Origin of the sequence: Pseudoalteromonas sp. Hal040 (assembly GCF_037162425.1) — a bacterium.
In the GTDB taxonomy this organism is placed as follows: Bacteria; Pseudomonadota; Gammaproteobacteria; order Enterobacterales; family Alteromonadaceae; genus Pseudoalteromonas; species Pseudoalteromonas gelatinilytica.
Genome location: NZ_JARLUU010000001.1, coordinates 3,124,013 through 3,137,387 on the forward strand (window position 1 = coordinate 3,124,013; position 13,375 = coordinate 3,137,387).

The 13,375-nt window shown below is 42.1% G+C and carries 14 protein-coding genes and 1 riboswitch; of the genes, 4 read left to right on the plus strand and 10 right to left on the minus strand.

Annotated features, from left to right (window positions below; translation table 11 throughout):
• Positions 1-44 precede the first annotated feature (44 nt).
• The 3 genes from thiC to P4S60_RS14545 all read right to left on the minus strand — a co-directional run bounded on the left by thiC (position 45) and on the right by P4S60_RS14545 (position 3,225).
• Positions 45-1,997 carry a phosphomethylpyrimidine synthase ThiC gene (thiC, locus tag P4S60_RS14535; RefSeq protein ID WP_337116409.1) on the minus strand — a complete coding sequence of 651 codons (1,953 nt, stop codon included), beginning with the start codon at positions 1,995-1,997 and terminating at the stop codon, positions 45-47.
• A gap of 145 nt (positions 1,998-2,142) precedes the next feature.
• A riboswitch (TPP riboswitch) is annotated at positions 2,143-2,244 on the minus strand.
• 64 nt (positions 2,245-2,308) lie between these two features.
• A complete protein-coding gene (locus P4S60_RS14540) occupies positions 2,309-2,710 on the minus strand; it encodes an META domain-containing protein (RefSeq protein WP_337116410.1) in 402 nt (133 codons plus the stop codon).
• A 125-nt stretch (positions 2,711-2,835) separates the two neighbouring features.
• The gene (locus P4S60_RS14545) at positions 2,836-3,225 is read right to left on the minus strand and encodes an acyl-CoA thioesterase (RefSeq protein ID WP_054561129.1); all 390 of its coding nucleotides are present in this window, start codon (positions 3,223-3,225) and stop codon (positions 2,836-2,838) included.
• Positions 3,226-3,348: 123 nt separating this feature from the next.
• Here P4S60_RS14545 and P4S60_RS14550 point away from each other — a divergent pair, with 123 nt between their 5' ends.
• Entirely contained in the window at positions 3,349-5,448 is a 2,100-nt protein-coding gene (locus P4S60_RS14550) for a TonB-dependent receptor (RefSeq protein WP_337116411.1), read from the plus strand.
• A 68-nt stretch (positions 5,449-5,516) separates the two neighbouring features.
• On the opposite strand, the gene epmA is transcribed toward P4S60_RS14550, so the two are convergent.
• A complete protein-coding gene (epmA, locus tag P4S60_RS14555) occupies positions 5,517-6,491 on the minus strand; it encodes an elongation factor P--(R)-beta-lysine ligase (RefSeq protein ID WP_119853883.1) in 975 nt (324 codons plus the stop codon).
• A gap of 225 nt (positions 6,492-6,716) precedes the next feature.
• On the minus strand, positions 6,717-7,283 hold the full coding sequence (efp, locus tag P4S60_RS14560) for an elongation factor P (RefSeq protein WP_063702772.1): 567 nt from the start codon (positions 7,281-7,283) through the stop codon (positions 6,717-6,719).
• Positions 7,284-7,324: 41 nt separating this feature from the next.
• Between efp and epmB the strand changes: the two genes are divergently transcribed.
• On the plus strand, positions 7,325-8,338 hold the full coding sequence (gene epmB / locus P4S60_RS14565; RefSeq protein WP_337116412.1) for an EF-P beta-lysylation protein EpmB: 1,014 nt from the start codon (positions 7,325-7,327) through the stop codon (positions 8,336-8,338).
• 3 nt (positions 8,339-8,341) lie between these two features.
• On the opposite strand, the gene P4S60_RS14570 is transcribed toward epmB, so the two are convergent.
• Positions 8,342-8,554 carry a hypothetical protein gene (locus P4S60_RS14570; RefSeq protein WP_054554124.1) on the minus strand — a complete coding sequence of 71 codons (213 nt, stop codon included), beginning with the start codon at positions 8,552-8,554 and terminating at the stop codon, positions 8,342-8,344.
• Positions 8,555-8,626: 72 nt separating this feature from the next.
• Between P4S60_RS14570 and P4S60_RS14575 the strand changes: the two genes are divergently transcribed.
• On the plus strand, positions 8,627-8,917 hold the full coding sequence (locus P4S60_RS14575; RefSeq protein ID WP_054561134.1) for a hypothetical protein: 291 nt from the start codon (positions 8,627-8,629) through the stop codon (positions 8,915-8,917).
• 326 nt (positions 8,918-9,243) lie between these two features.
• On the opposite strand, the gene P4S60_RS14580 is transcribed toward P4S60_RS14575, so the two are convergent.
• Positions 9,244-9,747, minus strand: a complete 504-nt coding sequence (locus P4S60_RS14580; RefSeq protein ID WP_063702775.1) for a DUF3016 domain-containing protein — start codon at positions 9,745-9,747, stop codon at positions 9,244-9,246.
• A gap of 230 nt (positions 9,748-9,977) precedes the next feature.
• Here P4S60_RS14580 and galE point away from each other — a divergent pair, with 230 nt between their 5' ends.
• Complete coding sequence (gene galE, locus P4S60_RS14585; protein WP_054561136.1) at positions 9,978-10,991, plus strand: UDP-glucose 4-epimerase GalE; 1,014 nt, start codon at positions 9,978-9,980, stop codon at positions 10,989-10,991.
• Between the two features lie 241 nt (positions 10,992-11,232).
• Here galE and P4S60_RS14590 read toward each other — a convergent pair whose 3' ends face one another.
• From P4S60_RS14590 to P4S60_RS14600, 3 genes are read right to left on the minus strand one after another with little or no spacing between them, the layout of a single operon-like run.
• Positions 11,233-11,802 (minus strand): hypothetical protein, encoded by a 570-nt coding sequence (locus tag P4S60_RS14590; RefSeq protein ID WP_337116413.1) that lies wholly within the window; start codon positions 11,800-11,802, stop codon positions 11,233-11,235.
• A gap of 5 nt (positions 11,803-11,807) precedes the next feature.
• The gene (locus P4S60_RS14595; protein WP_337116414.1) at positions 11,808-12,311 is read right to left on the minus strand and encodes an RNA polymerase sigma factor; all 504 of its coding nucleotides are present in this window, start codon (positions 12,309-12,311) and stop codon (positions 11,808-11,810) included.
• Between the two features lie 21 nt (positions 12,312-12,332).
• Entirely contained in the window at positions 12,333-13,040 is a 708-nt protein-coding gene (locus P4S60_RS14600; protein WP_337116415.1) for a hypothetical protein, read from the minus strand.
• Positions 13,041-13,375 lie beyond the last annotated feature (335 nt).

The following is a 13,375-nucleotide window of genomic DNA, read 5'->3' on the forward strand; positions in this document are numbered from 1 at the left end:
TAGGTCAAAACCCAGAGCCTTTCGCTGGTGCCTAGCTCCATCAATTAAACGGCTTTGTGGTAAATCTCAGAGCCTGTTTTTTTGAACTCGTCTGATTTCGCTTTCATTTCGGCTTCAACATCGACCATTTTGATTTCGATAGCATCACCTACGTTATTTGGATCGATACCTCTTGCTTCAAGATCTTTGGCGTAATCACGTACTTCTTGAGTGATCTTCATCGAGCAGAACTTAGGGCCACACATAGAGCAGAAATGTGCAATCTTGCCTGATTCTTGTGGCAATGTTTCGTCGTGATATTCGCGGGCGCGTTCTGGGTCTAAACCTAGGTTAAATTGGTCGTGCCAACGGAACTCAAAACGCGCTTTTGATAATGCGTTGTCGCGCTCTTGCGCACCCGGGTGGCCTTTTGCCAAATCGGCAGCATGAGCAGCAATCTTGTAAGTGATTAAACCTTCTTTAACGTCTTCTTTGTTTGGTAAGCCTAAATGCTCTTTAGGGGTTACATAACAAAGCATGGCGCAGCCGTACCAAGCAATTTGCGCAGCGCCAATACCTGATGTGAAATGATCGTACCCCGGTGCAATATCCGTGGTTAATGGACCAAGCGTGTAAAACGGTGCTTCTTCACAGTATTTTAGCTGCTCTTCCATGTTCTCTTTGATCATATGCATTGGTACATGGCCTGGGCCTTCGATGAACACTTGCACATCATGTTTCCAAGCAAGTTTTGTCAGCTCACCTAAAGTACGTAATTCGCTGAACTGGGCTTCGTCATTAGCATCGGCGATAGAGCCCGGGCGCAGGCCATCACCTAATGAAAAACACACATCATACTGTTTTAAAATTTCACAGATTTCTTCAAAGTGCGTATATAAGAAGTTTTCTTTATGGTGCGCTAAACACCATTTCGCCATGATTGAGCCTCCACGAGAAACAATACCGGTAACACGCTTTGCGGTCATTGGCACATAACGCAGCAATACCCCAGCGTGAATGGTAAAGTAATCAACACCCTGTTCTGCTTGTTCAATCAAGGTATCGCGGAAAATCTCCCACGTTAGGTCTTCAGCCACACCGTTTACTTTTTCAAGCGCTTGATAGATTGGTACGGTACCAATTGGTACTGGTGAGTTACGTACAACCCACTCGCGGGTTTCGTGAATATACCTACCCGTTGATAAGTCCATTACCGTGTCAGCACCCCAACGAGTCGACCACACCATTTTTTCTACTTCTTCTTCGATTGATGAAGTCACCGACGAATTACCAATATTCGCGTTCACTTTAACTAAGAAGTTTCGGCCGATGATCATCGGCTCAGTTTCTGGATGGTTGATGTTGTTAGGAAGCACGGCGCGGCCACGGGCAATTTCATCACGCACAAATTCAGGGGTAATAAAATCAGGAATGCTAGCGCCAAACGATTCGCCTTTATGCTGGGCTGCAAGTGTCTCTTCACGAATTTTAGCGCGTCCCATGTTTTCACGAATTGCGACATATTCCATTTCAGGCGTGACAATACCTTGTCGCGCATAATGCATTTGAGTCACGTTTTTACCCGCTTTTGCACGGCGGATCTTTGGTAGGTGTTCAAAGCGGATATGATCTAACCCTTCATCTGCCATTCGCTGCTGAGAAAACTGCGAAGTCACTGAGTCTAAAACTTCAGTGTCGCCACGACTTTCAATCCACTTTTCACGGTATTTTTCAAGACCCTTGCGCACATCAAGTTGAAAATCTGGGTCTGTATATGGACCTGATGTATCGTAAACACGAATTGGCGCGTTAGGCTCAAATACAGGGTTCTCTTCAGTGCCACCGATAAAGGTATCGCTGAGAGTGATTTCACGCATCCCTACTCGTACATTGTCTTGTGTACCTTCTACATAAACTTTATGAGAATTAGGAAACGGTTGACCCGTTAAGTTATAAATATAATCAGATGCTGCCGCACGAACTTCGCGGCGAGATGGTTTAGTTGTTGTGTTTGACATGACTTACCTCATTGCTTTAAGGGTTGTCTTGTCAGATATTGCAAATGCAATAGAGAGTGGCAAACGCCATTGGATCGTTAATAAGCGAAATGCTTACTAGTGCAGCCTGCGCCGCTTATGCCCCATAAATTTGGCGCACAAGCGCCCAGTGAGGCAGCTTGTTCCCTACGCAGGTGTTAGCCTGATCAGGTTCACGGATCCCGCTTTCGCGATCTCAGCCTTATTAAAGGCACTCCGACAAGTATAAATTCGTTTCTTTTAAAACGCCCTGAGTGTACGCCAGTTAAAAATTTGCTGCAAGCTCAGCCACTTTAGTTTTTTGCAATGAATGTAAAGTGGTGCTCGCCTTGCAAGGTCAGTTGCTCAGCAGTTAAAGTAATGGCCGCACCTTCTTTTAGCGTTGACAGTAATTGCTGCTCAAGCGCATCAACTTGTTCACCACAAGATTTACGCGTCATACCTAACTTATTTACTGTTAGCGTATCTTCGCTGAGCGCACCTTCACCAAAAAATTTATTACAGCCAGCAAAGCCGTTAACCTGCATCGCTTCGATAAAACGCGACGAGGCTGTTTGGGATACAGGAATAGCTAAACCATTCACTTTTGATAATTGCCACTGTGTATATTTTAATTGCTCACTAGTGACTGTCCCTGTCGATGAGCAGCCCATGCAAAATAATACTAAAAGAAGGGGCAAGGCTACTAACTTCATATTTTTTTTACGATTCAAATTTCAATGTAGTAATAATAACAACATTTAACGCAATTGATCGTTAAAAAAACATGTTTTATCTGTAAAAAATTGTTCTAAGTTAGCTTATCAAGGAACAATGCAGACTATTTGAATAAGTTATCGACTTCTTCTGGTAAAAAAGGACGACCTTTTTCGTTAACTGAGGTGCCAATGACCAAAGCTTGCAGCATCACTTTATCGTCATGTTTGCGATACACCGTTTGCCTAAAAGCAAACTTTAAACGGCTAATACGCTCAGGCTCAACGGCAACGTAAAACTCATCGCCCGGCACAAGTGATGCCTTGTAATCCATTTCGCTACGCAGCACGACAAGGTTTACTTTTTCTCTTGCTAGCTTTGCAAAGTCGATACCTTGAGCATGTAAAAACTCATGGCGAGCATGTTCTAAGTAATTAAAATAAACACTGTTATTTACAATTCCTTGTAAATCACACTCATAATCACGCACTTTAAAGTCTACTTTAAAGGTCATAGTCGTATTCCTAATCAATTTACGTATAATTGCCTGCGTTTATACCATAAAAATTGATTTTATAGCCATTTGGCTAGCTAGGTTGCTAGAATAGCAGTCCCGAAAATGGAGTTAAGAATCCGCATGAAACGACGTTTATCATTATTATCTGCTGCTATCCTGCCTTTATTCGCAGCATCTTCGATTGCTTACGCTGAAGACGGCGAGCTTGAAACGATTGAAGTTACCGGTGATTTCAAAAGAGAAAGCATTCAAACCCTTAGTGCCAGCGCAAGCTTATTTTCAGACCATGAAATCAATCAACGTGGTGCAAAATTTTTAGATGAGATGCTTGCTAGTGCAGCGAATGTAAACTTTACCTCAGGGGCATCTCGTGGTCGTTTCGTGCAAATTCGTGGTGTTGGTTTACGCTCACAGTTTGTTGACCCTCTTAATCCTTCGGTTGGCTTAGTGATCGACGGCATTAACTACTCAGGTTTAGGCGGCAGTTCACTGTTATTTGACATCGACCAAGTTGAAATTTATCGCGGCCCACAAGGGACTCGCTTTGGCGCTGATGCCTTAGCAGGCATGATTCAAATGGAATCTGCTGCACCGACCCTTGACCCAAGTGTGAAAATACAATTAGGTGCGGGCAACTACAACAGCTACGAAGCTGGTGTTGCCGCAGGTACGGGTATTACCGACGACACAGCAGTACGCGCTAGCATTTATCAACGTGAATCTGATGGTTATGTAGAAAACCGTTATTTAGGCGAAGATACCCAACAACAAGATGAGCTCGTTTCTCGCTTTAAATTACACAGTCAATTAACCGAGCATCTGCGTACTGAACTGAATGTACATTACATCGATATTAATAACGGCTATGACGCCTTCACATTAGATAACAGCCGTTACAGTGTTGCTGATGAACCAGGTCAAGACAACCAAGAAAGTATTGCGGTTGGCCTAGCAAATATTTATACCGGTTTTGACTTATTTGATGTCAGCCTAAACCTTTCTGGTATCGACAGCGAGCTGTTATACAGCTACGACGAAGACTGGGTGTGTAATGATGAAGCCCAACCTGAATTATGTGCCGCTGGCTTACATGATTGGGGCTATAGCTCAACAGATGCTTACTTTCGCGATCGTCAAGATCAGGCTGCAGAGCTGCAATTTAGCGGTAAATCAGGTGATTGGGTCGCTGGCATTTACTATCAAGGCCGCGAAGTTGATTTAGAGCGCCAATACACTTGGCTTGCACAGCCATTTACCTCAAATTATGAAACCAGCAATATTGCAGCGTATGGCCAACTAGCAACAGCTATTGGCCCAAAAACAACCTTAATTACGGGTCTGCGTGTTGAGCAGTATCAAGGCGACTACATCGACAATAACGGTTTTATTGAAGAAACGGATGATGTCATGGTGGGCGGTAAGCTTGCACTTGAATACCAAGTGATTGATCGCACTATGATCTACACCAGCATTTCTCGTGGCTATAAGGCTGGCGGTATTAACTCTGAAGCTTTAGCAAAAGCAAAAGACGAAGGCTTAAATCTAGATGCTGATTTCTTCGCTAATCACACATCATTTGCCCCTGAATACCTTTGGAGCGGTGAGTTTGGTGTTAAAGGCAGCTCTTTGGACGATAAGTTTGTGTTACGTCTTGCCGCTTTCTACATGTACCGCGAAGATATGCAGTTAAAGTCGTGGCAAGTTGAAGGTCAAAAATTCACAGGTTATATCGATAACGCCAGCTCTGGCGAAAACTATGGTTTAGAAATTGAAGGCAGCTTCCAAGCTACTGACAATTTGCTACTAACGGGTAGTGCAGGTTATCTACATACAGAAATCAATGATTTTGTTGCGCAATCAGGCCTAGATCAAGATGGTCGAGATCAAGCACAAGCTCCTAAATACCAATATGCATTCACAGCGCGTTATAACTTTACGCCAGCACTTTACGCATCAATTGGTATAGAAGGCAAAGACGATTACTACTTCTCTGATAGCCATAACTCAAAAGCACCTAGCAGCAACTTAGTGAATGCTTCATTTGGTTATGAAAGTGATAATTGGAGCATTAATGCATGGGCACGTAACTTATTTGACGAAGATGTACCAACGCGTGGTTTTGAGTTTGGTAACGACCCATTAGACGGTTACACCACTCATACATACACACAACTTGGCGAACCTATGGTTGCCGGTGTGACATTTATTTACGAGCTATAAGCAATTAGGTGCTAGGTTTTTTACCTAGCACCCAAACACCTAGAGCCTAGAGCCTAGAGCCAAATCAGTTAAGCCCTTTCAACATCAAAGGCGAGTACGTCTTTAATCTTTTGCTTATTCGTTGCCAGCATAATAAGTCGATCAATACCCAGTGCGACACCCGCACATTGTGGTAAGCCATGTTCTAGTGCCGCTATTAAACGCTCATCCATTGGCACTTGCTTTAATCCATTCGCTTCACGATATTGATTATCTTCACTAAAACGAGCTGCTTGCTCTTTACCATTGGTCAGTTCATTAAAGCCGTTTGCCAGTTCCATATTTTTAAAATATAACTCAAAGCGCCCTGCTACTCGCTCATCGTGCTGGCAAATTTGGGCTAGAGCGGCTTGCGATGCAGGAAAATGATAAACAAAACAAGGCTTTTCTTGGCCAATCGTTGGTTCTACCTTCATACAAAATAATAGCTGCAACAAGGTATCGCGGTGCGTTTCATTCGCGGCAATATCGGCAAAGCCCTGCTCCGCTGCTAGTTGTTGTAATGTGCTGATATCAGCAGTTAAAGGATCAACACCTAAGGCGTTAATGAAGGCTTGCTGATAAGTTAGTCGCTCTGCGCTATCTACGCCAAGCACTAATTGCATAAGCTCATCCATTTCATCCATAAGTGCAAACTCATCAAAGCCTGGGCGGTACCACTCAAGCATTGTAAATTCAGGATTATGATGACTACCCGCCTCTTCATTACGAAAGGCTTTGCACAGCTGGAAAATAGCCCCAGAGCCTGCAGCAAGTAAACGCTTCATGGCAAACTCAGGTGACGTTTGCAAATACAGTGGCAAGCCACCAGCATGACCTGGGCCAACAAACTCGGTACTAAAAGTCGCTAAATGCACATCGGTTACACTGGCAGCACTAAGACTCGGCGTTTCAACCTCCATTACATCCCGTGCATAAAAGAACTCGCGAATACGACGAATGATGGCGGCACGCTCTCGTAAAGTTTCAATATCGGCGCTTGGTTGCCATAGGACATTAGACATAAAGTGTTTCCCAAAAAAATCCCAGCAGAAGCTGGGATTTTATAATAATTTCATACCAACTCGCTTAATTAAGTGGTCTATTTTGAGACAATAAAACCTTGTTGATAGCAAAGCAAAAACCTCTTATTTAGTTGTTCTAAATCAGAAATTTTTAACGCAGCTAGCGACAGATTTAATCCCTCAAAATGATTAAGTATTATTGCGAATTGCTATTATATAAGCCTATTACTTAACACGGCTCACGTATTCACCGCTACGTGTATCAACTTTGATCACTTCGCCGATTTGTACGAACAGAGGAACACGAACAACAGCACCAGTGCTTAATGTTGCTGGTTTACCACCCGTACCCGCTGTATCACCTTTTAGACCTGGATCTGTTTCAGTGATTTCTAGTTCAACGAAGTTTGGTGGAGTAACTGCGATTGGGTTACCGTTCCAAAGCGTGATTGTACATACGTCATTTTCAACTAACCATTTTGCATTGTCGCCAAGTGCTTTTTCGTCAGCAGCGATTTGCTCAAATGTTTCGTTGTTCATGAAATGCCAGAACTCACCGTCAGTGTAAAGATACGCTAAATCTGTATCCATTACGTCTGCACCTTCAACGCTATCGCCTGATTTAAACGTTTTCTCAAGAACTTTGCCTGAAATTAGTTTACGAATACGAACACGGTTAAACGCTTGGCCTTTACCAGGTTTTACCATTTCATTTTCTAAGATGCTGCAAGGTTCGCCGTCTAACATAATTTTTAGGCCGCCCTTGAACTCATTGGTGCTATAATTCGCCATCGTTTCCTCTGTCTAAATAATTTCGAGTAATCTACGTGTCAATGATACAAAGAAATGAAGTAAATTTGCATAAAAACTGGCAAAAAGAATTGGCAAATGTTGTCACTTGCCCTGAACGCTTGCTAGAAATGCTAGGATTATCAAGCAAAGTAGACGAAAAAGACCTAAAAGCACGCAGTCTTTTTCCTGTCCGCGTGCCACTGCCTTTTATCAAAAAAATGCGTTATGGCGACATAAACGACCCTCTTTTGCTACAAGTGATGCCAAGACACCAAGAGTTTTTAGCAAAAACCGGTTACGATAAAGACCCCTTAAAAGAGCAAGATAACAACCAACCTGGTTTGTTACATAAGTATCGCTCTCGGGTTTTAGTGATGTTTAAAACCGGTTGTGCGGTAAATTGCCGCTACTGTTTTAGACGCCACTTTCCGTATCAAGAAAACCAATTAAACAAACGCAGCTTAATTGACGCACTGGCTTATATTAAAGCCGACAGCAACATCAACGAAGTCATTTTAAGTGGTGGTGATCCATTGATGGCCAAAGACGATGCTGTTAGTTGGTTTATGGATGAGTTAGAGCAGCTTCCGCAAATAAAACGCCTACGTATACACAGCCGCTTACCTGTGGTGATCCCAGCAAGAATTACCGATGAGCTATGCGCGCGCTTTGCCGCGTCACCGTTAAAAGTGGTGTTTATAAACCATATCAATCACGCTAACGAAATTGATGATGACTTTAAAGCCGCTATGCAAAAATTAAAGACTGCGGGAGTGACGTTATTAAATCAAGCGGTGTTACTAAAAGATGTGAACGATTCTGTCGAGTCACAAGTTGCACTTAGTGAAGCGCTATTCGAAGCAGACATTTTACCTTACTACTTACATCTACTTGATAAAGTTGAAGGTGCCAGCCACTTTGATATAGCTGAGAGTCAGGCACGGGAAATCGTGACGGCTATGCTAGCAGCATTGCCGGGGTTCTTGGTTCCTAAGTTGGTGCGCGAGATCGGCGGCGAAAAAAGTAAAACGCCTATCGATCTCAATCTAGTTTAACAACTAAACGTATACGTTTACGTTGTTACCTAGTGTCGCAGTTACCGACTTAGCAGGTGTTTGTGCAGCACTGGTATTCATTGCTGCGCCTTCGATAAGTGCAAGTGCCGCAGCACCATCAGCCTTTTGCTGTTTTTTAGCAAGCGATGCACTGTAAACTTCTGCGCTTTCGCCACCGCCACTCATCGCTGGTAAGCTTGATCCTGATATATTCATAGTTCATTACCTGACTTTTTATGACAATCCACGTACTATATCGGCATTGCAGTCTAAAGCTTTAGGAAAAAAATGGATTCAATTATTGAACAACTCAATGCTAACCTAAAAATCGTTTATCGTCAGGCACTTGATGCTGATAAAAAATTAGATGATTTACAGCAGCAAGGCCATGGCAAATTCACAGCCTTATTTGCAAAAGATGCTGGCTTTGATTTTGAAGCAAAACGTTTTAAACCTTACGTTCTCGATGTTGCTGCTGATGTAGAAAGCTTAAGCAACGACGGTATGGACGAAGAAAAACTGAAAAAAACCGTTATTAAACTGCAACAGTTACTACAACTGTTAGCGACGTTTAAGTAACGTAGAAAAGCCTCTATTTATTATTAATAGAGGCTATCTCGTGAAATAAATGTCATGCCTACATCAAAGAGCTTTAATTTCACAAAGAGACATAAGAGACAGCCGCGCTTAAGAGGAAGAGCCTTTTGGTTCCCTCATTATTTTCTCATTCACTTCTCTTTGTGCAAATATTTTCTTGTGCAAATATTTTCGCGCGAAATAAATTTCACGCCTACATGTGGGAGCAGCCTTATCCAAGCATTGTTTTCGGCGTTAAAACGCCTCCCACGTTGCAGGTCTTTTACAAGACCCACAAACAACGCAGCTCAACTTAAAACTGACGGCTATCATTCACCCAGATTTAACGACGGCAATAACTCATCTTCAAACCAATCGGTGATTAAACGCTTGTCGTAGTAATAGGCTTCATCTCGACCCATTTTCATGCGATCCATGAAGCCCATGTCTTTAAGCTTTACATCATTAGCTTCGCTTATCACTTTACCGTCTTTATCGGTAATCGAATAATTTAGGTCGATACGCGGAAAATAAATTGGTTTGATGATGCGCAATTCATTCATCGTACCAAAACGCACATCACCCGCTAGATCAAGCTCCGTCACTTCAACATTGAAGGTGTAGCCTTCAGGTAGTTTTTCAGCAAGCTTGTTAAAGTGTTTTTCAAAATTCTTCGCCACATTTTTATGAAATGAACCTTTCGGTGAGTTGTTGCCTGGTTCAACATCGCGGTAATCGTTAAAGTCATGCCATTTAACTTTTGCCTCTCCTGCGTGAGCAAAAGCAGGTAGTGCAATGATCATTGCTAAGGCAATTTTTTTTACTGTATTCATCTGTTTCTCCACTTAACAGGTATAGCTAATGATTAAATTTTAGCTGCTGACAATTAACTATAGCTTAATATCTAAACACTTAGGTGTAACCAATATGGTGCAAAATGTAATCAAAAACAAGTGATTCATATTTTTGCTTTATCGCTATAAGTCACAATTTATTCATGTAATTTAGGCCGAAATGTGATGAAATAAGGCTAATTCAACCAGGTATAGTTCATGGATATTATATGACCATTTTAGTCACCGGCGGAGCCGGATACATCGGTTCTCACACCGTATTAGAGTTATTACAACAAGGTACTGACGTTGTTGTACTCGATAACTTAAGCAATTCATCAAATGAGTCATTGGCTCGCGTAAAACAAATCACGGGTAAAGACGTCACGTTTTATCAAGGTGATATTTTAGATAGAGCCTGCTTAGACAAAATCTTCAGTGAACATACTATTGATAGTGTTATTCACTTCGCAGGTTTAAAAGCCGTTGGTGAATCGGTTGTAAAACCTATCGAGTATTATCAAAACAACGTACAAGGTACACTGACTCTGGTTGATGCTATGCGTGATGCTGGCGTATTTAAGTTAGTATTTAGCTCATCAGCAACGGTATACGGTGACCCAGCAAGCTTACCAATTCGTGAAGACTTCCCAGTTGGTGGCACAACTAACCCGTATGGCACATCAAAGCTTATGGTTGAAATGATGCTGCAAGATATCGCGAAATCAGATGAACGCTTTGCCTTTGTTATCTTACGTTACTTTAACCCTGTCGGCGCTCATGAATCTGGCCTTATCGGTGAAGACCCAAACGGTATTCCTAACAACTTATTACCTTATATTTCGCAAGTCGCTGTGGGTAAGCTAGAAAAGCTAGGTGTATTTGGTGATGACTACGATACTGTAGACGGTACAGGTGTTCGTGACTATATCCATGTCGTCGATTTAGCATTAGGTCATTTAAAAGCACTTACCCGAATTGCAAGTGATACAGGTGCGCACGTATTTAACCTTGGCACAGGTAATGGTTATTCAGTACTGCAAATGGTTACCGCTTTTGAGAAAGCCAGCGGCCAAGCCGTACCATACCAAATTTCGCCGCGTCGAGCGGGCGATATTGCAGCTTGCTACGCAGCTCCAGAAAAAGCGTTAAAAGAGCTTGGCTGGCAAGCTGAGCGTGGTATCGATGAGATGATGCAAGATACATGGCGCTGGCAAAGCAATAACCCGAACGGTTACAAATAGTCAGACAAATTATAAGGCCGGTGTTCACACATCGGCTTTTTAATTTGATGAGGCTTTCTTAAGCTGCGCAATACCCCAGAAAAGTATCCCTGCCCCCGTGCACGATAAGAAAAAGAACAACCCTAAGCCGACAGGCGATCCCCAAAACAAAATACTGTATAAAACTTCCATCTCTATATCCTTTATTATTATTTGAATAGTAAGTTATATAAGTTTTAGGAATAGCTCGTCAAGTCGCACATCAGCGCATTGCTTGAATACTCTCAAGCGCTACAGCTATCTGTGCTTTTAGTTTTTTATAGCGTATATAAACAGCCAGCACGATAATGCCATTAATACCAAGCTGGATAAGCCATAGGCTGTATGTTTTAAACATAACCATATTAAACAAGGCAACGATCAGCAAAGCGCACCAAAGAGCAACGCAGCCAATAAAACTCACATGCCAGTAATGAACTTGGTGCTTTAGCTGGCTTTCTTTAAAATTAAGCATTGCATTAACGTCTAGTGTTTCTGCCTGCCAAAGCTTTCGTCTTAAACGGTATGACCAAATCCCAAAACCTAAAGGAATAGGCACTAATAGCGCAAACATAATGGTTTCATAGGTATTTTTTGCCTCAAACAACATGGCGTAAATACAAAATACGGTTACCACAACACCTAAAAATGAGTCGATTAACCCTTTTAGTTTTAACTTAGTTCGCGACTTTTGCGTTTGTGCTATTAACGCTGCACTATCCACTTTCGGCGTTGCCTGAACGAATGCCTGCTGCCACTTAGCTAATTGATCATCTGCTTCGAATTTATCCACTTTATTTACTCCATTAGGCTCGCAAGTTGTTGCCTTGCCCTACTTGCACGTTTAGCAACCGCATCTTCAGACAGCCCCAGCGTTTGAGCTATCTCACTTTGATTAAACCCTTCAAGCTGCAAAGCAAGCACCTGCCTATATTTCAGCGTTAATTTACGAAGGGCAGCCATTAAATCTAAACTGTCGTCTGGTGATTTATGCGCACTTAAGGCTTGGGTGTAATCAATACTTTCAGAACTTGCCACCTCTTTGCGGTTTTGCTCTTTTATCACATGATCAACCGCTTTATTATGAGCTATTCGGGCAATATAGGTTTTTATGCTGGCATCGCCCCGAAAGGCAACATCAAGTGATGAGTCACTACTTTCAAAAGCGCGCCAAACAGCCAACGACATCTCTTGAATTAGCTCATCTTGCAGCGCTTGATTGATCTCGTAGGTTGCAGCAACACGCGCCAACAGCGGCGCGTATTCATTCAGCAATGTGTTTATTTGAACATCAGTTTTCACTGTACTTCCATGTTTTTATTATTATTTAAACAAACGAGTATAGGCACAAAAGTAGGTACATGCTAACACCGGCCCTACCAACAACATAGGTAAAAGATTATAAGGGGCAGCAAAGGTAACAAGCATATTAATCAAACAAAGCATGCTTAATGGTTTAATCACCTTTAGTGCCGTTGTAATGCTCTCTTTAACAGCGGTACTAAGTGAAGCATTGTTTAAAAGTAATAGAGGAACCACAAACATAAGCAACATATTTACAGGAACAATTGATACAAACATGACTCCAACGCGCCAGCGTTCAACATCAACAAACTGACCAGACAATAATGCCGATAACTGCTCACTACCAATCAAAGTACTCCCTACTGCAAATTGCACCAGCGCCAGTAAAATACCAACAACCGACCACACGGCAACTCGCCCCCACTTCGCCCATGTTGCATTATGCTTAAATGAAAAACCTTGCTGATTATTCAGGTTAAACAACAAAGGCCACACCGTTGCCATTAACATAGGCGCTAACCATTTAGATACGGTTAAACCTGTAGGTGCAGGCAATAGCTGCACTAAACCAGGCAAAATGGCGAACAGCGTCATAAGTAAAAAAAGTTTAAACGGTGCTTTTTTAAATAACCCCCACCCTTCTTTTAACCAAACAGCAGCATCACTAAATGGTGCATTCGTTGAATCAAGTTTTAGCGTATTCACAGTTGATGTTGTAGTCGTCATGAGTTTGTCCTTTTCGTAAAAAATAGATACACAAGACACTGCCTATTGCTACCACCAAATAGAACAACTTCGTGTCATTTGCAGCTATAGACGAGACAAACACAGAAAACCTGACAAAATATTTTTAAAAAATTAAAAACAATTTTATTTCATTGAATTTTAAGGATTAAAAAGAGGTGGAACGCAGCTATAAAAACAGCTGTTAGCTTTAATTTTGGATTTTTACAGTAAGAAAATGGTGGCCCCTCCCAGACTATAAAACTTAACTTTTCAAACACTTAAGCTAAGCCAGGGCTTTCTAAAGTCCGTATTTTAACGGCTTTTAGCCACGTTGT

What these genes read in the sequence shown, in the direction of transcription:
- P4S60_RS14600 (WP_337116415.1), bottom strand. Translation starts at nt 13,040, where the DNA reads ATGACGACTACAACATCAACTGTGAATACGCTAAAACTTGATTCAACG.
- thiC (WP_337116409.1), bottom strand. Translation starts at nt 1,997, where the DNA reads ATGTCAAACACAACAACTAAACCATCTCGCCGCGAAGTTCGTGCGGCA.
- P4S60_RS14540 (WP_337116410.1), bottom strand. Translation starts at nt 2,710, where the DNA reads ATGAAGTTAGTAGCCTTGCCCCTTCTTTTAGTATTATTTTGCATGGGC.
- efp (WP_063702772.1), bottom strand. Translation starts at nt 7,283, where the DNA reads ATGGCGAATTATAGCACCAATGAGTTCAAGGGCGGCCTAAAAATTATG.
- P4S60_RS14550 (WP_337116411.1), top strand. Translation starts at nt 3,349, where the DNA reads ATGAAACGACGTTTATCATTATTATCTGCTGCTATCCTGCCTTTATTC.
- galE (WP_054561136.1), top strand. Translation starts at nt 9,978, where the DNA reads ATGACCATTTTAGTCACCGGCGGAGCCGGATACATCGGTTCTCACACC.
- P4S60_RS14570 (WP_054554124.1), bottom strand. Translation starts at nt 8,554, where the DNA reads ATGAATATATCAGGATCAAGCTTACCAGCGATGAGTGGCGGTGGCGAA.
- P4S60_RS14580 (WP_063702775.1), bottom strand. Translation starts at nt 9,747, where the DNA reads ATGAATACAGTAAAAAAAATTGCCTTAGCAATGATCATTGCACTACCT.
- P4S60_RS14575 (WP_054561134.1), top strand. Translation starts at nt 8,627, where the DNA reads ATGGATTCAATTATTGAACAACTCAATGCTAACCTAAAAATCGTTTAT.
- P4S60_RS14545 (WP_054561129.1), bottom strand. Translation starts at nt 3,225, where the DNA reads ATGACCTTTAAAGTAGACTTTAAAGTGCGTGATTATGAGTGTGATTTA.
- epmA (WP_119853883.1), bottom strand. Translation starts at nt 6,491, where the DNA reads ATGTCTAATGTCCTATGGCAACCAAGCGCCGATATTGAAACTTTACGA.
- epmB (WP_337116412.1), top strand. Translation starts at nt 7,325, where the DNA reads ATGATACAAAGAAATGAAGTAAATTTGCATAAAAACTGGCAAAAAGAA.